This is a genomic window from Pseudoalteromonas sp. NZS11_1 (genome assembly GCF_015864275.1).
Taxonomy (GTDB): Bacteria; Pseudomonadota; Gammaproteobacteria; order Enterobacterales; family Alteromonadaceae; genus Pseudoalteromonas; species Pseudoalteromonas arctica.
On the sequence record NZ_JADYXK010000034.1, the window covers coordinates 1 to 19655 of the forward strand.

Genomic DNA, 19655 nt, shown 5'->3' on the forward strand with positions numbered 1-19655 from the left:
ATCAAGTAACCAATGACTAAGCATAAAAATACCCTCATAATCAAAAGATGATAAGGGTATTGTGAAGCAACCAAAAGATCGGTCAACCGATCAAAAATACCTTAACTGATCGGTGTTAGCTTATAAAGCGGCATTTTTAATGTGTATTAAATAGAGTTAACGTGCGCTAACGATTGCTGAAAGCTCTTTTTTATCGCCATCGCTTAAAAATGCTATTTCTAATGCATTTTTTTGGGCTTTTTCCATATCAGCTTGAGATAAGCCCGCTTTAGGTGCTGTAACGGTATATTCGTACTCAATTTCAATGCCTTCAACCGCAGGGTCATCAGTATTAATACACGCTAAAATACCGTGATCTAAAAACTGTTTAAGTGGGTGCTTAGCTAAATCGTTTACTGTACTGGTTTGAATATTACTTGTTAAGCACGACTCAATACCAATACGGTTATCGCGTAAGTAATCCATTAGTTTTGGATCTTCAATAGCTTTAACGCCATGCCCTATTCGGCTTGCACCTAGCTCATTAATTGCTTGCCAAATACTTGGAGCACCGAGTGCCTCTCCAGCATGAATAGTCGAAGCTAAATAAGCATTTCGTACTTGTTTAAAGTGCTCTACAAACAACTCACCAGGAAAGCCAATTTCGTCACCGGCTAAATCAACAGCGACTAAATCATTTTTAAATGCGAGTAAAGCATCAAGCTCTTTTTGACATGTTTTTACGCCATAAGTACGCGATAAAATACCAATCAAGTTAGCTTTTATATTTGCACCCTTTGTTGCTGATTTAATACCATCAACAACCGCCTCTACAACCCCTTCTGGGTGTAAACCTTGGCTTTGTGCCATGTAGTAAGGGCTAAATCGAAGCTCTACATAATCAAGGCCTTGTGCTTGTGCATCTTCAATGTTTTCAATCGCTATGCGTCTACACGCATCGTAGTCGCCAAGTACAGTGACACCCCAATCTAACTTTTGTAAAAAAGCCATAAGGTTTGGCTCAGGGTCAATAACTTGAACATGAGGAATTAATGCCTCAACGTTATCTGCAGGTAACTCTATATTAAACTGACGACCAAGTTCTAATATGGTTTGCGCACGTACATTACCATCTAAATGACGGTGAATATCTAGCAAAGGTAATTTTCTATTGATCATAATAGCAACCCAGTTTAGTTAAATTTGCGCGCATGATACGCAGATATAGTTATTTTTCAAGTCTATATGGTTTGCGTTAAGTTTAAGCGGTCATATGTCTGCTTTTTGTGCAAAAAATAACGTTACTTATTTATTTGATAAATAGTGCCAAAGAGTTTTAAAAAGCGTATTTGCATCAATAGGTTTGGTAATATAACTATTCATTCCAGAGGCTAATGCCTTTTTAACGTCATCGTCATGGGCGTTCGCCGATAGCCCTATTATGGGTAAATCAATTAACCCTAAATCACAACGAATTACTTTTGTTGCTTGGAGTCCATCCATTTTTGGCATCTGAATATCCATAAGAACAATGTCGTAGCTATTTTCGGTTAGCTTTTCTATGGCTTCAAAACCATCATTAGCAATGTCGGCAATACACCCTTTTGTTTTTAAAATGGCACTGGCAACATGCTGGTTAAGTGGGTTATCTTCGACTAAAAGTAACTTATAGTTTGCGAATGATAAGGTACTTACATCTATTTCGTCGTATTGCTGTTGAATTTGCTCTGCCTTTGGTAAAGGCGATATAAGCGGCAAACTAAATGTAAATGTAGAACCTTTGCCTTCATAACTAACTAAATCAATTGCACCACCCATTAACTCAACCAGCTTTCTGCAAATACTTAACCCTAAGCCTGTACCACCATATTGACGTGAGGTTGAGCTATCGGCTTGCGCAAACGGTTTAAACAATTGTTTTTGTGCTTCGCTACTAATACCAATACCCGTATCGTTAATACTAAAGTAAGTCATTTTTTTCGACTGCCAAATTTTCAGAGTGATCTCACCTTCCCCTGTAAATTTAACCGCATTATTGAGCAGATTCAGCAGCACTTGTTTTAAGCGGATTGGATCGGTATTAATGACCAAATTTGATGTTTTATCAAAATCGAGACTTAACTTTATTGATTTAATGTCAGCTTCAAACTGAAGTAAATTAAGCATTTCATCCGCTAAACTCGCTACGTTAATAGGCTCTTGCATTAAGTCTAGCTTGCCTGCTTCCATTTTTGAAAAGTCGAGCACATCGTTTAATACCCGCAGTAAAACACCCAGTGCTCCATCTGCTTGTTCAATGTAACTCCTTGCTTGTTGCCAATCATTCTGTTGCAGCGCTAAATAATGCAGCCCTTTTATACCGTTAATAGGGGTGCGGACTTCGTGACTCATGTTTGCTAAAAACTGTCCTTTAATATGACTCGCTTCATCTGCTTTTTGTTTTTCTTTGCGTAATGTATACGTTTGCTTAGCCACTTGTTCGCGAATTTGTATGTTTGTACCTGTAACTGAAATCAAAAATGTAATCAGTAACCACACAAACAACATACCTACTATTTGTGCAAGCCAATACATTAACCAAGACGTTCTAACTATTGGTTCATATAACTCGACCTGCCACATGCGTTTGCCAATCAACAATTGATATTCTTTAAACAGCGTTTGCGAGTTATCGGTATCGGCAATATAAATTGCCTGCTTTTTCCCTGGTATCGTTGTATCAAAAAAACTGACTGAAATTGAGTTGTTGTGATCAAATAATAGTGTTTGCGATAAGCGTTTCAGACTGACAATCGCAGCCACAAAACCTTGAAAATCATCTTCGGTAGACGACTCTCCAAAAACAGGATATAAAAAGAGTACACCGTCTTCAGCTGTATTTTGGACTAAATTAATTGGCTCACTTAGTGCAAGTTCATTAAGCTCTTTCGCTTTGCTAAGCGCTACACCTCTTACTTTACTAGAAGCTAAATCAAACCCTAAAACACCTTCATTATCTTTTAAGGGATATACATATTTTACAGGAAAGTAATTACTACGAGTACCTGCAGGTTGCCAACCTCCATCAAGTGACTTTTCTTTTATATATAAAGGTTTGCCTGTGGCTGTATTTTCATGTGTTTCAAAATCTGCGAGTTTATTTGCTGGTACATAAGGTATCCATTCAAATGCTAAAATTTCTTGGCTATAGTCCAACTGCTTTGAAGTAAATTGTTTAAACTCTTTAAAGTTCACGTCATTACTACTAGCAAAAAATGTAGCTAACAATCCTAAGTGAGCAGTAATACCATCGAGCTTCTGGCTTATAGCATTTTGCACAGTAAGTATTTTGGCTTCTTGCTTTTGAATGTCTTTTTCTTTTTTAACACTGGCAGCGCCATAAAAACTAACGCTGATTAGTATATAAATTAATAGTGAAGGTAAAATTACCAACATACGGTGGCGTACTTGCGTGTAATTCAAGGCTGCGAGCATGAGTGGAGTAAATATAAGTACACCGATACTGTCGCCAATCCACCATGCTATAAAGCTATCAAAAATAGCATGCGTAGGGATCACATTATTCAATGCTAATAAACTAGTTCCCACACCTGCAGCAATAACACAGCATATTGGTCCTGCTACTATTAAGCTCTGCACACTGTGTTTTAAAGAAGATAAATCTAGTGGAGCCTTTATAACATTTACTATAATTTGACGACCAATCCAAGCCTGTAAAACAGAGGCTAAAGTGACGCAAATAGCTTGTAAAAGCACATTAAAATGAAGAATATCTACGGTGTTATCAAGATGAATTAAGTTAGTACAGAAAGCACCAAGAATAAGGCCAATAAATGACTTACGTCCCCAAATTAAAAAGCTCGCTAAAGCAATTCCTGAGGGCGGCCAAGAGGCGACCGCATAGCCATCTACAGAAAGAAGTGAGTTGCTAAAATACCCAGTAAAAAAGTAAGCACAAGCCAAGCTAAGGGTTAATATTAAAAACTTTCTCAATGCTTGTGCTCCTGAACTACAAAAAATGCTAAGTAGTTATAGTGTAGTCATTTATTGATATAAAACGAGCGCCTTTTCTGCTTGTGCACTATTTTTATAACTTAAAACAGCTTGTTCAGAGAACTGTTTTTTATTGTCACTATTCAGTGCTTTATCAAAAATTCTAGCTGCTAAGTCATAATCACCTTTAGCATTAGCAAGGCAAGCCAGCGCAAGTAATAGTGAATTATTTGAATCATCCTTTTTAAGGCGTTCTTGTATGTTTATTTGCAACTTAGGCGCATCGGCTGCTGTTGCTTTACTTAATATATTGGCAAGCTCTAAGTGTTGCTCATTGTGCTTAACCATTTTAATTAAGTCACTTTCAATAGCAGCCAATTGACCTGCTTGCGCCATTTGCATTAAATATGCGGTGTGGGCATGAGCTTGCAGCTTTTTCGGTAGCTGTTTATATTTTTCACTCAGTTTGTCTGCATCTAACGCATTAAAGTAGGCACTAAATAACTGCGTCCACTGTGCATCAGTAAGTGCTTTTTTGCGTAATAAACGCGGCAAAAAATCTTCCAGCGCACTAAAGTGTTGTTGCTGTACTAATACTTCTGCATAAAGTTTTAACTCAAGTGCGGTGGCTTTTTTAGCTTCTGCGCTAATACGCATTTGTGATTCAATCGCGCTACTGTCGCCACTTCCCAACCATAGCTTTGCTACTTTTAATTGATGCTCTGGGCTTATTTCAAATAAACGCTCAAGTGCTTTATCTGTTTGATTATTAGCAAGCGCTGCTTTTGCAAGTAATGCTAAGCGAATATCTTCAAACTTATCTGGTACGCTATTACCCGATAGAGCCTGCTCTACATGCTCATAATCATCATTAATAGCACTCCACAGAGCCTGCTCAATAGCTACTTGTTTGCGCTCTTGGCTACGTGCAAAAAAGCCATGTTTAGTATTATGATAAATCGATAATAAGTAGCGGATTAGCTTATATGTTAAATATAAAACAACAGCGGTAATGACTGCCATTATACAAAACGATACTATCGTGCCTTCTATCGTCGTATTGTTAAATGAAATAAGTACATAACCTTTTTCATCTAGCACAAATGGAGTAACCGCTAGTACAACAACAATAGCTACAATTAAAATAATTAGCCCTATCATTGCGCCCACTCCTTAACCTTTTGTGTACTATTTAAGGTTATTTTTGGATTAAAATTAAGCTGCTCTTTTTCGAGTTTAGACAACGCTTTAAGTACCGTTTTGGTTGCATCATCGTCTTGCTTAAAGTACTCACCAACTAAACGTTTTGCTTCACTTAAGGCGCTAAAGAAAATACTCGCCTGCTTACTCATAAGTGCATCTTGTGCCTGAGTTATATTAAGCTTGATTCGTTGATTAATTAAATGGCGCTCTTGATCTGTAAGTAATGGCTCAATGGAAACACCTTCGTGCTGGCGAATAGTAATAAAGCTATCCACAATTTTATTCCAGCTATTACTCAGGTTTTGCTGCCAATCACTCACGTCATCACTTAAAGCATTTTCATCTATTGCAGCCGCTTCTTCTGGCAAGTTAACCGCATTAAAAACTAAATTATCAACGCTATTAAGTGCACTGTTTAGCTGTAAATAAATAGCCTCTGTTGCTATAGGTTTAAGGCTATCAAGTGTTTGTATGTCTTGCATAATAGCTTGGCGAACTTCAACTGTTCCTGGGTGTTCGCTAAGTAATGCATCTAAGCGCTTTAAAACAGCACTAGTGCCTTGGTAATCTTTTTCAGCCCATAGTTTAAATTCAGCCATACGCTGTAAGCTGGTTACTTCTTGTGGGTTTAAAGACGAGCCTTGTTGCTGCGCTTTTTGCAGGGCTGCTTTTAGCTCTTGCTGATTTTGAGCTGCACTTTCACTTAAGGTTGCGGCTACTTTTTTCTCACTATTAAACAGCGCTTGCTGCAAATTAGATTGCGCCGATTTAAGTGCTTGCAGCTCTTGAACGAGTAACTTATTTTTCTCGCTTAACTCATTAACGGCTAGGTTTTGCACCTTACCAGCATTTAATTTTTGATAAAACTCGTATCCAACACCAGAGGCCACAATTAACGAAATAAGAAGCGCAAGTGCTGCAACCTTACTTACCTTTTGTTTGTTTTTTTCTGTCGTATTTTTTGTAGCTGCTGGCTCTTGCTTAGCTGATTTAGCTGAGGCCGTGTTAGCTATTGTTGGTGTGGCTTTTTCTGCCGTAACTGGCTTTGACTGTTCGCTCATGTTGCTACCTTGCTGATTTATGCAGGTAAACATAGCATTATCGCTAGCCCCTGCTGCAATGTGTATATTAGCCGAACTTACCTGTTGCAACTTTAAATAAGCGGCTATCCGCTCGCTTGCAACATAAAATCGGCACTGTTGTAACCATTGTAGTTGGTGTGCAGTAAGGCTTTTAAATATAGCATCAACTGCTGCATTACTTGTTATGACTATACCGTGTACATTCTGGCTTTTCCAGTGGTCTGTCCAGTTGGGGGTGATACTCTCTGTGGGTTCACGTTTGTACACAACACAATTATTTAAAAAAGCACCGCGCTCTTTTAGCGTTTTAGCTAACTCAGGGCGGCCACCTTGCCCCTTAACTAACACTATATTACTGCCATCAACCTCGGCGAGTGATTTGAGCGCAAGTAACCCTTCTGAATCATACTGCTTTGGTACTGCTGCGCGCACACCAAATTGCTCATATATAATATCGGCTGTTTGTTGTCCAACCGCATAAAACTGCGCTTTGGTATTTATATCGGGTTTTAATTGCGAAAGTGCACTAACTGCATCTTGCGATATAAATATTATTTTATCTGCATTTAACAGCGGACTAAGTTCAGTGCTGGAGGGTGTTAAATGCGTTATTTTTAATACCGGAAATAAAGACGCCTGATAACCCGCTTGCTCAAGTTGCTGTGCAAGGGCTGCGCCTTTTCCTTCGGGCCGAGTTATCAGAATATGTGTCATTTATGCGTCTCTATAAACTTCAGCTAATATTTTGTCTGCGCCTTGAGCTAGTAATTTTTTAGCAAGCTCAATACCTAGCTCTTCTGCGTCATTTACATGACCTGTTACTTCGTCACGTAAAATTTCGCTGCCATCAACAGCACCCACTAAACCACGCAAATGTACCTGCTCGCCATCAACTAATGCATAAGCACCAATAGGAACTTGGCAACCACCTTCTAAATAGCGGTTCATCGAACGCTCTGCATTTACGCGAATACGTGTTTGTGTATGCTCAAGTGGTGCAAGTAATGCCTTTGTTACTTCATCATCAATACGACATTCAATACCTACAGCGCCTTGACCATTTGCCGGTAATGACACTTCTGGCTCAATGTAGTCAGCAATACGCGACTCCATTTCTAAACGAATAAGCCCTGCAGCCGCTAAAATAATAGCATCGTATTGGCCGTCATCTAATTTACCTAAACGCGTATTTACATTACCGCGCAAATCACGAATATCTAAATCAGGGCGAAGTGCCTTAATTTGGCACTGGCGGCGTAAGCTTGAAGTACCGACAATAGCGCCTTGTGGTAGCTCACTTAAATTAGCAAAATTGTTTGATACAAACGCATCACGCGGATCTTCACGCTCACAAATAGTATACAGCTCTAATCCTTCTGGGAACTCTACTGGCACGTCCTTCATAGAATGCACGGCAATATCAGCTCGGCCATCTAACATGGCTTGCTCTAGCTCTTTAACAAATAAGCCTTTACCGCCAATTTTAGCCAATGGCGTATCTAAAATTATATCCCCTTGCGTCGACATTGGGACTAATTCTACGCGCACATCTGCATGAAAACGCTCAAGCTCTGCTTTCACAAATTCGGCCTGCCAAAGTGCTAAGGCGCTTTTGCGCGTTGCGATGCGTACTAATTTTGTTTTTTCTGTCATAGGGGTATCCAATTAATTACTGCGTTTAGCTAGTTTTAGTCAGCTAAAATTCTAAATTCTTTTTGGGCAATTAAGTTGCCTTGCTCATCAACTACATCAACACGCCAATGGCCTGTCTGTGTGTCCATGATATTTTTTGTTGAGTACGTTCTGTAGCGAGGCGAAGTAACATTAAGTGTAATTTCAGCCATAGTTTCACCTTCAAACGACCAAACATGCTTAACTTGCTGGCCTTGAAGATTTTTAATCTCACTAAAAAACGATACGCCTTCATCAAACTGACTTAATCTAATATCAGCAGCAAACACATTAGTGGGCTCACGCTTACTTACTTTACGAGTAAGTACTGCACGGCTAATTTTACCCGTGTCTATTTGCGCGCCCAATGCCACACTTGCCACTTGTGCTGTAGGCGAAAAACCTTCAGTGCCACTCAATGCGCCATCATCACTTTCTAACTCTAAAAGTAAGTCGCTTTGACTGGCTGGCTCAGCTACGTTTTGAGCTTCTGCGGTTTCTTCTTGCACATCATTATCAAGGTTTGAGTTTAACTCTGTATTAATGCTTTCGCTTTGTTCAGTAACACTATCGTTGTTAGCCAATAAAACAGAGGGGTTATTTACAAGGTCAGCGTCATCAGATGTATTACTTGAAATGCTTAGTTGAGCCTCATTTTGCTCAGCTGACAACGGTTCAATCCGAGCTTGCATTACCTCTGCAGACTCATTATGGGTATTGTTTACTGATGATTCAGACTCAACATCCGTTACTTCAACGCTTGTCTGGTTTTGAGCGTTACTACTAAAGCTTAAAAATTGCTCCTGCTCATTTGGATGCTCACCTTGCTCTGCACTGGCTGACGTTGTTAAGCCATACACAACTGCTGCAGAGGTCATTAATACCAACATAGCAATACTCACAATACGACGCCAATTCCACTCGTAGCTTACCGTTGGTACACTCTCTTGTAGTTCGCGTTTAACATTTGCTTTAATAACTATTTTTTGACTCATATTGACCTCAGCGGTTCCAAAATTAGCTTAAACGAGCAATTAACCATTGGCGAATAGCTTGCAATTCTTCTGCGCAAACTTGGTGAGCCATTGGGTATTCTTGCCAGCTTACATCCATGTTATGTGCTGTTAATACTTCAAACGCACTTCTTCCCGCACTATGCGGTACAACGTTATCTTGGCTACCATGAGCCATAAATACGCTTAAATCAGTATGCTTTGCTTCATCAGCAAATTTTTGCGGCACACACATATAAGTAGAAAGCGCCATAACACCCCCAAGCTTTTGCTCAAAGCGCGGCGCTAAATGCAGAGACACAACACCACCTTGAGAAAAACCAGCTAAAATAATTTTATTAGCAGGTATGCCATTAGCAATTTCTTTATTAATTAACTCTTCTACCTTTGCAGCCGAATCCCTTACGCCTTGTTCATCGGCACGCTTATCTAATTCTATAGATTTAATATCGTACCAAGAGCGCATTTCCATACCACCATTTATGGTGACCGGTTGTACTGGCGCATGCGGAAAAACAAACCGTATACCAAGCTCACTTGGTAAATTAAGCTGCGGAGCTACTGGCGCAAAACCATCCCCAGAGTCACCTAAACCATGTAACCAAATAACCGTTGCTTTGTGCTCACTTTGGGCTGCATATTCTACAAATTCTAAACTCATAGTGATGATTGCCACTTAACTTCTTGGCCTGCTTGGCGAGTTGAGGCTTCATTTATAAACGCCCAAAATTCAGCGCCAGAGCGGTTATCAATCCATAACCCATCACGCATTTCAAAATGATGTCCATTAAACTTAGTCGCAACCCATACTTGATGAAGAGGTGCTTGCTTGTTAATCACTATTTTACTTTTATCAGGAAAAATAATTTCTAAAATACCTTGTGCCGATTCGTAATCTAAATCAGCTTCGCAATCATCAACCTGCTCTTCAATAGTGAACATAAGAGCTTCGGCTAATTGGTGATATTCGTGTTCAGTCATTGTTATTTCCTTTGCAGGCGAGCCGCCTAATATTGGGTACGTTTTAGCTTTGAATTAGCTTTAAAAATGTGCAGCTAGGGCCTGTTAACCTTTCAGGATTGAAATTTGTTCTATCTAGGGGCGATTTAATCGCGGCGCGAGGTTTGTAACCTAGTGGACTAAGTTAAAACCGAGCAACAAAGAGTAAATCGTTCCTAGGACGAACCCAACGGGCAGCGCAAATTCAACCTCGAGAGATAAACAAGTCCTAGTGTAACAGGAATAAAATCATCCGCGAATAGCTGCATTTTTTAGATATTCTGTTACTCTGCGATTATAAAGCCAGCAACCGTATTAATCTAATGAAAGCGACACATACCTTACAATTAAAAAAACTATTAATAAGCACTGTACTGTTAAGCGCCTTAGCTGGCTGCGGACAAAGCGGTCCGTTATATTTACCAGAGCAACAAACAGAGCAAAACCAACCTCAAAATACAGCTAAACCAGCCACTACCGCTGAGCAAGCCAAAACATCGCAAAGTCAGGAGCAATAAATGGATTATTTTAACTACAAAAACAACCAATTATTTGCCGAAGACGTAAGTGTGGCAAGCATAGCGCAGCAATACGGTACGCCGTGTTATGTGTACTCGCGTGCTACATTTGAGCGCCATTACTTAGCGTTTGCTAACGCCACTAAAAATCATAAAAGCTTAGTGTGTTACGCCGTTAAAGCAAACTCAAATATAGCCGTGCTTAATATATTAGCGCGCCTAGGATCGGGTTTCGATATTGTATCCAAAGGCGAACTTGCACGTGTAATTAAAGCGGGAGGCGATGCTTCTAAAGTGGTTTTTTCGGGCGTGGCTAAAACAGCAGACGAAATAGCGTACGCATTAAAATTGGGGATTAAATGCTTTAACGTTGAATCAGCCTCTGAGCTTGAGCGTATTTCTGAAGTGGCTTGCGAGCTTAACCTAGAAGCGCCTATTTCTATTCGCGTAAACCCCGACATAGATGCAAAAACACATCCGTATATTTCTACTGGTTTAAAAGAAAATAAATTTGGTATTGATATACAAACTGCTGTAAGTGTTTATCAACAAGCAGCGGCTTTACCTGGTTTAAAAATTATTGGTGTTGATTGCCATATTGGCTCTCAATTAACTGAAGTTAGACCATTTTTAGAAGCCCTTGATAAACTCATGGCGCTTATTGATGAGCTAAAAACCAACGGTATTGAGCTAACTCACTTAGATATTGGTGGCGGTTTAGGCGTGCCATATAACAACGAGCAACCACCGCACCCAAGTGAATATGCAGCGCAAGTTACCGAGCGCTTAGCTAACTATAAACACCTTGAACTAATTTTTGAACCAGGGCGCGCTATTGCAGCTAACGCAGGTATTTTAGTTACTCAAGTTGAATTTATTAAACAAAACCAAGACAAATTTTTTGCCATTGTAGATGCAGGTATGAACGACATGCTTCGCCCTGCGCTTTATCAAGCGTGGCAAAAAATCATTCCGGTATCAATTCGCGACGACGAAACACCGACTCACAACTTTGATATTGTGGGTCCGGTGTGCGAAACCGGCGACTTTTTAGGAAAAGATCGTGAACTAGCGCTTAAACAAGGCGACTTACTCGCACAACGAAGTGCGGGTGCATATGGCTTTACCATGAGTTCAAACTACAACTCGCGCCCGCGTGTTGCAGAAATAATGGTAGATGGTCAGCAGCATCATCTTATTCGTGAACGCGAAACTATTGAAAGCCTTTATCAAGGTGAGAAAGTTTTACCATAAACGTTTTTGTCTACTAGCTGCTCTGTGGCATGATTAGCACAGAGCAAAACCGAATTAGAGCGCTATGTTAGTTAATTTTTCCAAAATGCACGGCTTAGGCAACGACTTTGTTGTGATTGATAACATTACACAAAATGTTTTTTTGTCGCGAGATCAAATCAAAAAACTGGCAGATCGCCATTTTGGCATTGGCTTTGACCAATTGCTGATGGTTGAAGCGCCGTACTCTCCTGATCTCGACTTTCATTATCGAATATTTAATGCCGATGGTACCGAAGTAGAACAATGCGGTAACGGCGCACGCTGTTTTGCCCGCTTTGTACGTATGAAGGGCCTTACTAACAAGCATAAAATTACTGTGTCGACCAAGTCGGGCAACTTAACGCTCTACATAGAAAAAGACGGTCAAGTAACGGTTAACATGGGTCATCCAAATTTTGAGCCAAGTAAAATCCCTTTAAAAGCGAGCAAGCGTGAGCTTACTTATATTATTAGAACCGAAGAACACACTGTATTTAGTGGCGCGGTATCTATGGGTAACCCGCATTGCGTGCTAGAAGTTGACGACGTAACCACCGCGCAAGTTGATATATTGGGTCCATTACTTGAAAACCACGAACGTTTTCCGCAAAAAGCGAACATTGGCTTTATGCAAGTTGTATCGCAAGAACACATTAAATTAAGAGTGTGGGAGCGCGGCGTTAACGAAACCCTAGCCTGTGGCACAGGTGCGTGTGCAGCAATGGTGATTGGTCATATGCAAAATAAGTTATCAACAACCGTTCAAGTAGATTTACCAGGCGGTAGCTTACAAGTACGTTGGAGTGGCGAAGGTCACCCAGTACGCATGACTGGCCCCGCAGAGCATGTGTTCGACGGGCAAGTAGCGCTATGAGCGAGCTAAGTAAAGAACAGGTTATTGATTACTTACATCAACATCCTGATTTTTTGGTTCAACACCCGGAGCTACTCGCACAACTTGAGCTGCAACAGCAAGCTCAAGGTGCAACGTCACTAGTACATATTCAGCAACGTCAATTACGCGAGCACAACACGCTTTTAAAAAACCAAATAGATGCTATGAGCAAGCATGCAACGCAAAACGAGCTCGTATATCGCTTGTTTAGCCAGTGCCATCGCCAGCTTTGGAATCATGACGATTTTGATACTCTTGCAAATAATCTACGCAATATCATTTGCTCAAGTGAAGATGTTAACGACTGCAAATTAGTAAAATATAATCCCGAGTACGACGAGCTTATTGCACATCGCCTTACCCATTCTGGGCATTATTTAGGGCGTATTAATCAGCAAGAGCGCGAATTATTATTTAGTGAAGATACACAATCCGTCGCTATTTATTTAATTGGCGACACCAAGCACCCTATCGCTATTTTGGCGTTTGGTAGCAGTAACGTAAACCATTTTGAGCCCGCTCAAGATAATCTGTTTGTACTCGACTTTATAAACGCATTACACCTGCGGTTGCAAAAACTAGCATGAGTGACGATGCGCCTAATATTACCCAGTTAAGCGACAGTTGGCGTACACCCATAACGCTATTTAGCGATTATTTAAAGTTTGAAAAACAATATTCAGCGCACACCGTTAATCAATATGTAAGCCAGCTTGGCTTTGCAGCCCTTTATTTTAGCAAATTATGTGATGACTGGTTTGGCGTGCAAGGCGAGCATATTCGCCGCTACAGCATGGCACTACGCTCAAAACAATTAAGTGGGCGTACTATTAGTTTAAAGCTCAGCTGCATTCGTAGTTTGTATAAGTTTTTAAAAGCAAAAAATATTGCCGAGCAATCGCATTACCATAATCCGGCGGTGGGTATAAAAGGTCCTAAGTTTGCAAAGCCCCTACCTAAAAATCTCGATGTGGATCAAATGGCACGCTTGCTCGAAATACCCGACGACGAGCCTCTCGCAATTAGAGATAAAGCAATGATGGAGCTTATGTATTCATCAGGGCTGCGTATAAGTGAGTTAGTTGGCGCTAACATGCAAGATATTAGTGCTGCCAATGGCGAAATTTTAGTGCGTGGTAAAGGCAATAAAGAGCGATTAATTCCGGTGGGCAAAAAAGCGTTAGATGCATTAAAAAAATGGCTCACAATACGCCCTCAGTTTGCAAAGCCCGATGAAATAGCAGTATTTTTAAGTAGCCAAAAAAATCGTATTTCGATTCGCCAAGTGCGCCTGCGTATGCAAGAGTGGGGAATAAAACAAGGCATTAGCTCGCAGGTTCACCCGCATAAGCTGCGCCACTCGTTTGCGTCACATATTTTAGAATCATCTGGTGATTTACGCGCCGTGCAAGAATTACTAGGGCACAGCAGTTTGTCGGCTACACAAGTATATACACATTTAGATTTTCAGCATTTAGCCAAGGTGTACGACAACACTCACCCTCGCGCAAAAAAACGAACTGATTAGGAAAATAAATATGATCCGATTTAATCGTGCTATTAAGCCATTTTCTGTCATGAGCTTTGATTTAGACGACACGCTATACAGCAATCACCCTATTATAAAAGCAGCCGTTAAAGCCCAACAAAATTATTTAAACGCACTACGGGGCTATCAAGAGCAAGGTCCAAAGTACTGGCAACTATGCCGAGAACTTGCCGTAATACAAAACCCAGATCTCGCGGATGATGTAACTAAATGGCGCAAACACACCCTACGTTTAGCGCTTTCTAAACTTGGGTTTACCGCAGATGAAGTAGAGCGCCATGCAAATGCCGCCTATAACGCCTTTGCCGACGCGCGCAGCAACATAGTAGTAAGCGATGACGTACTTAACTTACTAGATAACCTAGCCCAGCACTTTACGCTTGTTGCAATTACTAATGGTAATGTTGAAATTGAACGCTTTAACTTACACGATAAATTTGAACTCGTACTGCAAGCAGGTATGCACGGTAAAGCAAAACCTCACAGCACCTTATTTGATAAAGCAGCCACACATTTAAACGTTGCTAAAAGCGATATTTTACATATTGGTGATAGCCTAGATACCGACGTACAAGGCGCAAATAATGCCGGTTGCCAATCGGTATGGTTAAACGATCAAGGTGCCAATTATGCTTATAAAGGGCTGGCCGATATTGAAATAGCCAATATTCATGCCTTAACGCACTTTATTAAATAACCTATTAAAAATAAGAGGTCACAATGAGCCACTATACCAAGCTAATCACCTTGCTATTAATTGGCTCGCTTAGCCTTAACGCTTATTTATTATGGCCGCAGCCTGCGTTAACTACACCACAAAAAACGCAAAGTGCCCAGCAAAGCATATCGCCTAAACAACAAGATACGTTACTAAATACGGCAAAGCAGCAATTTAAACAACACCAATTTGAAGTCGCACTTAGTAGCTATCAACAACTCAAAAACAGCAATCCAGAAAGTGCAAAAAAACTTTATTCATCGTGGCTGATACAGCTTAAAACATGGCTAAATAGCAATTTATTACTCAGCGAATCATTTCTCAATGCGCTATTAAATAACAGCCCTTATAACGTAGAATTACTTAATTTACAGGTTGAGTATTTAATAAATAGTGAGCAAACACAAAACGCCATTATTGCTTTATTTGAGCTGAATTCATTACTACCTGCTGATCAGCAAAACAACGTAAATACACGCTTAAATACGCTCACTCAAAACGAATTACACACATTAACTGAGCAACAAAATTGGCAAGCTATTATTGAGCAAACACAAATTTGGCTTGATTATAAAAGCGATAACGCGCAGTTTTTATATCCGCTTGCGTACGCCTACTTTCAGCAAGGCGATTTAATTAGTGCACAAGCAACCCTTGATCGAATGCCAAACCAGCACAATCTAAAAAGCCAAGTGCAAACACTGCAAGCTATGATCAATAAAGCACAATCGCAAGACGACTTTGTTGCTTTAACGCCTTACGGCGCGCATTACTTAATAAACACCGAAATAAATAATAATCTATCGACCGAACTAATGATTGATACAGGCGCAAGCGTAACCTCACTACCTACAAGTATAATTGAGCAAATTTCGCCACAGCCTTTATATTTAGGCGATATAACAATAAATACAGCGAATGGTCAAATTGTTGTAAAACGTTATCAAATTGAATCGTTTAAAGTGGGCTCGCAAATTATTTATGGCTTTGAAGTGCTAAGCATTGAAAACACACGCGGACAAGGTTTGCTAGGGATGAACTTTTTATCGCGATTTAAATTCAATATAAATCAGCAAACAGATGAGCTAGAGTTGAGCGCTAAATAATTAAAAATCCAAAGGTAACACATGACACTAAATAACTATTTAAAAGCACTTGCTGAAAATCCAAAAAGCATTCAATTTACCGATACAATGGCGGTGATTGAAGCAAATTACGACTTTACTGCATGTGGCTTTAATAACCATGGATTACTTAGCGCTGCGAGTGAGAACAACGGCTCATGTAAAATTTTTGCGTTTGCTAAATTAAACGATTTAAGTAAACAAAATACGTTAGATTGCTTTGGTAAGTTTTACCGAGAAGACGTGCTGCAAAACCCAAAAGGCGATGATCACCTAAATATTCGCACTTTTATGTTAGCACCAGAGGCAACACCTTTTTTAGGTATTACCTTTGAAGGCGAGCCACTAAAAGAAAAATAGCCAGCAAAAATTAAAGTGGCTTTTCCATAAAGTAACGCGTACCTGAGCGTGGGTAATTATTAAGTTGATACTTAACACTATAACCGCGCTTTTCGTAAAAAGGTTTTGCTTGAAAATCAAGTGTATCAAGCTGAGCAGTTGTTGCTCCTAGCTCAATAGCAGCTTGCTCAAGTGCCGTTAGCAATTTATCTGCAAGCCCTTTACCTCGTGCACTATCGCTACACCAAAGCCAACTAATCATCAGCCAATTTCCAAACACACACCCACTAATACCGGCAACAAGCTCGCCTTGCTCATCAGTAAATTTATAGCCTAATGGCACTCTTTGCGCATCAAAATGCTGGGCGTTAAATTCAACCATTTGTGCGCGAAGCGCTGAGTTTAACGCATCGGTATTATCTACTTTTAATTGATACATTTATCGCCCTTAAAAAGCAGATACTAGCAAATTAGCTCAATCAATAAAGATTATTTTTACCGTAAGGTACTTCAAGCATATTGCTGCCGGTTTTTTCTGGCTGACCGCACATTTCGTCGTAAGCGCTTGTTTGGCGCAGTACCATTTCGGCATACGCTATTTTGTCAAAACGCTTTTGAACATGCAGTGGGCTTAGCGCTCTTAAAAACTCACCGCTGTCTTCTGTTACATAGTATTCAACGTTATTAATCATTACTGATACTTGATAAAGCGCCATATCTAACGAGTGAACAATGACTTTTTGTAGCGGCTCGTGCTTTTTTAACTGTGAAAATTTAATACCCATCTTGGCTACCTTTTTATATTTAACCTGAGTTCTGGTTATTTAACATTATCGATACGCAGCTTTGCTATAATCACGATCAAATTTTTATTAGCCGCTGGCGTCACACGTTATGAGCACAAAAATCCGACTCGCTAAATATATTGCCCATGCAGGTATTTGTTCTCGTAAACAGGCATCGCGTTTAATTGATGAAGGTGTGGTGACTGTAAATAATCGCCCAGCGAATCATATAGATCACGTTGATGAGCAAGACATTGTAATAGTGAACGAAAAAGAAATTAAAGGTGCTGCCGATTTAGTTTATTTTGCGTACCACAAACCAGTAGGTATTGACTGTAAATTAAATATTGATGACCCAGCCAGCCTTATTCACCATTTGCCCACACTCACCCGCGTTTACCCTATTGGTCGATTAGATAAAGACTCTCGCGGTTTGCTTATTTTGACCAACGATGGGGATTTTTGTAATCAACTAATACATCCTGACTTCCACCAGCCTAAACATTATTTAGTCACCGTAAATAAGCCTTTAGACGATGCTTTTTGTAAAAAAATGGCAGCAGGCGTACCCGTTGATAAACACATAACCCTGCCTTGTGAAGTAAATAAAATAGCCAGTAATCAGTTTAGTATTGTTTTAAAACAAGGGCTAAACAGACAAATACGTAAAATGGCGCATTACTGCGGATACAAAGTTATTGACTTATATAGAGCTCAATTTAGTGACCTTGTACTTGAGGATTTAAACCTTTGTGAAGGGCAGTATTTACAAATAAACAAAAACGATATTTTAAAATCCCGCACCTAACCCCTACCTATTAGCTTAAATAACATGCTAGAAAGTTAAAAAATAAACTTGCAATTAAAGATTACAGGTGTAGTCTTTAATTAAAGATTACATTTGTAGGCAATAGCATGATTGAGTTATCAAAAGCAGAGTTTGACGTGCTCGACGCACTTTGGATTAACTACCCCGCCACCGCGAGCCAAATAATTGAACGCTTAAGCGACGATAAGCAATGGCACGAAAAAACCATTAAAACCCTACTAGGTCGACTAGTAAAAAAAGGCGCACTTACATTTGAAAAAGAAGGTCGCCAATATATTTATATGCCCTGTATGGAGCGCGCCGACTACACCTTAAAAGAAAGCCAAAACTTTATTGAGCGCTTTTTTAGTGGACGTATTGCGCCACTTGTAAGCGGTTTTGCTAAATCGGAGCAGCTTTCTCAGCAAGATATAAACGAGCTTAAAAAAGTTATAGATGACTGGGAAAAAAACCAAAAGTAAGGGATTAACATGGTTATTCAAACTGGTTTTAATTGGTTAATTGGGCAGCAACTACTATTAAGTATTTTGTTTTGTGGATTTATTTTACTCGAGCGATTTGGTTTAAAAGCCCTTGGCTCGCGGTTTGTATATAAATTAGCATGGCTATTACCTGCGGCATTGGTTATTGCTAATTTACCAAATGCGATTAAACCACTGCAAAATAGTAATATTAGCCATTACTTAATCACCCCTAACCAACCCTTTATACATGAAATGGGTATTAGCTGGGCGCTCATGTATGTACTTATTACCGCAGGGTTATTAATAGCTAGTTTTATTACACATACCCGTTTTGTTAAAAGCTTGCAGTTAACTGAGTTAACCCAATTTGAAGGCACTCTTGCCACTAGTGTTAAAACTTACACCAGTCAACATGTAGCAACGCCAATGGTGGTGGGTATTTTAAACAGTAAACTGGTGTTACCGAGTAACTATAATACCCAGTTTGATAAAGCCACATTAGCGCTTATTTTAGAGCACGAAAACGTACACATTAAACGCAAAGACAACCTAACAAACGCACTTATATTACTGCCTACTATTTTACTTTGGTTTAACCCACTAGCTTGGTTTTGTTACGCAAGTATACGCCGACTACAAGAGCTGACTTGTGATGAACGGGTACTTAGCAATAAAACCACACAACAACATATTTTATATAGCAAAGCCTTAATAAACTGCGCGGCAAATGCGCCCACAGGACTTATGGCTTATTCACACTACGGAGATAAAAAAACCATGTTACAACGACTAATTAATATAAAACACAGCGGGGAGCGTTCAAAGCTTGCTAAAGGTGGCTTATTACTTGTAGCCGCAAGCATGCTAAGCGGCTTAGCAATTGCAAAGCAACCTGAAGTAAATAAAACGCAAGAGGAACATATTTCACCAACAATACGCATTGAACCTGCTTACCCAATACAAGCAGCTCAACAAGGGATCAGCGGCTCTGTTGTATTAAAATACGATATTGCAGCAAACGGTAAAACAAAAAACATTAGTGTTATTCAATCTAAACCTAAAGATGTTTTTGATAAATCAGCGAAAGAGGCGCTAGCAAAATGGAAATATAAAGCATCAGATTCAGGTTTTGAAGATGTACTTGTGCAACTAGATTTTGCGATTAATAGTGAAGTGGCGCCTACCGATTTAATAGAGCGAATTAAAGTATCGCATTAAC

The 19655-nt window shown here is 39.8% G+C and carries 21 protein-coding genes; 11 read left to right on the plus strand and 10 right to left on the minus strand.

The window, feature by feature from the left end:
* Positions 1 to 156: 156 nt before the first annotated feature.
* From add to cyaY, 8 genes are all read right to left on the minus strand, one after another.
* Positions 157 to 1158 carry an adenosine deaminase gene (gene add, locus I6F44_RS17655; RefSeq protein WP_197174273.1) on the minus strand — a complete coding sequence of 334 codons (1002 nt, stop codon included), beginning with the start codon at positions 1156 to 1158 and terminating at the stop codon, positions 157 to 159.
* A 126-nt stretch (positions 1159 to 1284) separates the two neighbouring features.
* Positions 1285 to 3972 (minus strand): CHASE domain-containing protein, encoded by a 2688-nt coding sequence (locus tag I6F44_RS17660; protein WP_197174274.1) that lies wholly within the window; start codon positions 3970 to 3972, stop codon positions 1285 to 1287.
* 51 nt (positions 3973 to 4023) lie between these two features.
* Positions 4024 to 5133, minus strand: a complete 1110-nt coding sequence (locus I6F44_RS17665) for a heme biosynthesis HemY N-terminal domain-containing protein (protein ID WP_197174275.1) — start codon at positions 5131 to 5133, stop codon at positions 4024 to 4026.
* Entirely contained in the window at positions 5130 to 6971 is a 1842-nt protein-coding gene (locus I6F44_RS17670; RefSeq protein WP_197174276.1) for a uroporphyrinogen-III synthase, read from the minus strand. Before I6F44_RS17670 ends, I6F44_RS17665 begins: the two co-directional genes overlap by 4 nt.
* Positions 6972 to 7910 carry a hydroxymethylbilane synthase gene (gene hemC / locus I6F44_RS17675; protein WP_197174277.1) on the minus strand — a complete coding sequence of 313 codons (939 nt, stop codon included), beginning with the start codon at positions 7908 to 7910 and terminating at the stop codon, positions 6972 to 6974. It lies immediately after the preceding gene.
* Positions 7911 to 7945: 35 nt separating this feature from the next.
* Positions 7946 to 8923: a DUF2914 domain-containing protein gene (locus tag I6F44_RS17680; RefSeq protein WP_197174278.1), complete on the minus strand. Its 978-nt coding sequence runs from the start codon at positions 8921 to 8923 to the stop codon at positions 7946 to 7948.
* A 22-nt stretch (positions 8924 to 8945) separates the two neighbouring features.
* A complete protein-coding gene (locus I6F44_RS17685) occupies positions 8946 to 9602 on the minus strand; it encodes an alpha/beta hydrolase (RefSeq protein WP_197174279.1) in 657 nt (218 codons plus the stop codon).
* On the minus strand, positions 9599 to 9922 hold the full coding sequence (gene cyaY, locus I6F44_RS17690; protein WP_002960979.1) for an iron donor protein CyaY: 324 nt from the start codon (positions 9920 to 9922) through the stop codon (positions 9599 to 9601). Before cyaY ends, I6F44_RS17685 begins: the two co-directional genes overlap by 4 nt.
* Positions 9923 to 10263: 341 nt before the next feature.
* Between cyaY and lptM the strand changes: the two genes are divergently transcribed.
* The 8 genes from lptM to I6F44_RS17730 all read left to right on the plus strand — a co-directional run bounded on the left by lptM (position 10264) and on the right by I6F44_RS17730 (position 16379).
* Positions 10264 to 10458, plus strand: a complete 195-nt coding sequence (lptM, locus tag I6F44_RS17695) for an LPS translocon maturation chaperone LptM (RefSeq protein WP_024589651.1) — start codon at positions 10264 to 10266, stop codon at positions 10456 to 10458.
* Positions 10459 to 11712 (plus strand): diaminopimelate decarboxylase, encoded by a 1254-nt coding sequence (lysA, locus tag I6F44_RS17700; RefSeq protein WP_197174280.1) that lies wholly within the window; start codon positions 10459 to 10461, stop codon positions 11710 to 11712.
* 64 nt (positions 11713 to 11776) lie between these two features.
* Entirely contained in the window at positions 11777 to 12607 is an 831-nt protein-coding gene (dapF, locus tag I6F44_RS17705; RefSeq protein WP_024589649.1) for a diaminopimelate epimerase, read from the plus strand.
* Positions 12604 to 13215: a DUF484 family protein gene (locus I6F44_RS17710; protein WP_197174281.1), complete on the plus strand. Its 612-nt coding sequence runs from the start codon at positions 12604 to 12606 to the stop codon at positions 13213 to 13215. Before dapF ends, I6F44_RS17710 begins: the two co-directional genes overlap by 4 nt.
* Complete coding sequence (locus I6F44_RS17715) at positions 13212 to 14156, plus strand: tyrosine recombinase XerC (RefSeq protein ID WP_165722705.1); 945 nt, start codon at positions 13212 to 13214, stop codon at positions 14154 to 14156. Before I6F44_RS17710 ends, I6F44_RS17715 begins: the two co-directional genes overlap by 4 nt.
* A 10-nt stretch (positions 14157 to 14166) precedes the next feature.
* Positions 14167 to 14874, plus strand: a complete 708-nt coding sequence (locus tag I6F44_RS17720; RefSeq protein WP_165722704.1) for an HAD-IA family hydrolase — start codon at positions 14167 to 14169, stop codon at positions 14872 to 14874.
* A 23-nt stretch (positions 14875 to 14897) separates the two neighbouring features.
* The gene (locus I6F44_RS17725) at positions 14898 to 16001 is read left to right on the plus strand and encodes a retroviral-like aspartic protease family protein (RefSeq protein ID WP_165722703.1); all 1104 of its coding nucleotides are present in this window, start codon (positions 14898 to 14900) and stop codon (positions 15999 to 16001) included.
* 21 nt (positions 16002 to 16022) lie between these two features.
* Positions 16023 to 16379 carry a HopJ type III effector protein gene (locus I6F44_RS17730; RefSeq protein WP_024592619.1) on the plus strand — a complete coding sequence of 119 codons (357 nt, stop codon included), beginning with the start codon at positions 16023 to 16025 and terminating at the stop codon, positions 16377 to 16379.
* Between the two features lie 10 nt (positions 16380 to 16389).
* On the opposite strand, the gene I6F44_RS17735 is transcribed toward I6F44_RS17730, so the two are convergent.
* Complete coding sequence (locus tag I6F44_RS17735) at positions 16390 to 16797, minus strand: GNAT family N-acetyltransferase (protein ID WP_165722702.1); 408 nt, start codon at positions 16795 to 16797, stop codon at positions 16390 to 16392.
* Between the two features lie 40 nt (positions 16798 to 16837).
* Positions 16838 to 17143: a DUF6482 family protein gene (locus I6F44_RS17740; RefSeq protein WP_024589642.1), complete on the minus strand. Its 306-nt coding sequence runs from the start codon at positions 17141 to 17143 to the stop codon at positions 16838 to 16840.
* Positions 17144 to 17252: 109 nt separating this feature from the next.
* Between I6F44_RS17740 and I6F44_RS17745 the strand changes: the two genes are divergently transcribed.
* The 3 genes from I6F44_RS17745 (at position 17253) to I6F44_RS17755 (ending at position 19654) form a co-directional block, all read left to right on the plus strand.
* Positions 17253 to 17951: a pseudouridine synthase gene (locus tag I6F44_RS17745; protein WP_197174282.1), complete on the plus strand. Its 699-nt coding sequence runs from the start codon at positions 17253 to 17255 to the stop codon at positions 17949 to 17951.
* Between the two features lie 107 nt (positions 17952 to 18058).
* Positions 18059 to 18433, plus strand: coding sequence for a BlaI/MecI/CopY family transcriptional regulator (locus tag I6F44_RS17750; RefSeq protein WP_007580531.1), 375 nt, complete (start codon positions 18059 to 18061; stop codon positions 18431 to 18433).
* 9 nt (positions 18434 to 18442) lie between these two features.
* On the plus strand, positions 18443 to 19654 hold the full coding sequence (locus tag I6F44_RS17755; protein WP_197174283.1) for a M56 family metallopeptidase: 1212 nt from the start codon (positions 18443 to 18445) through the stop codon (positions 19652 to 19654).
* Position 19655: the final 1 nt, after the last annotated feature.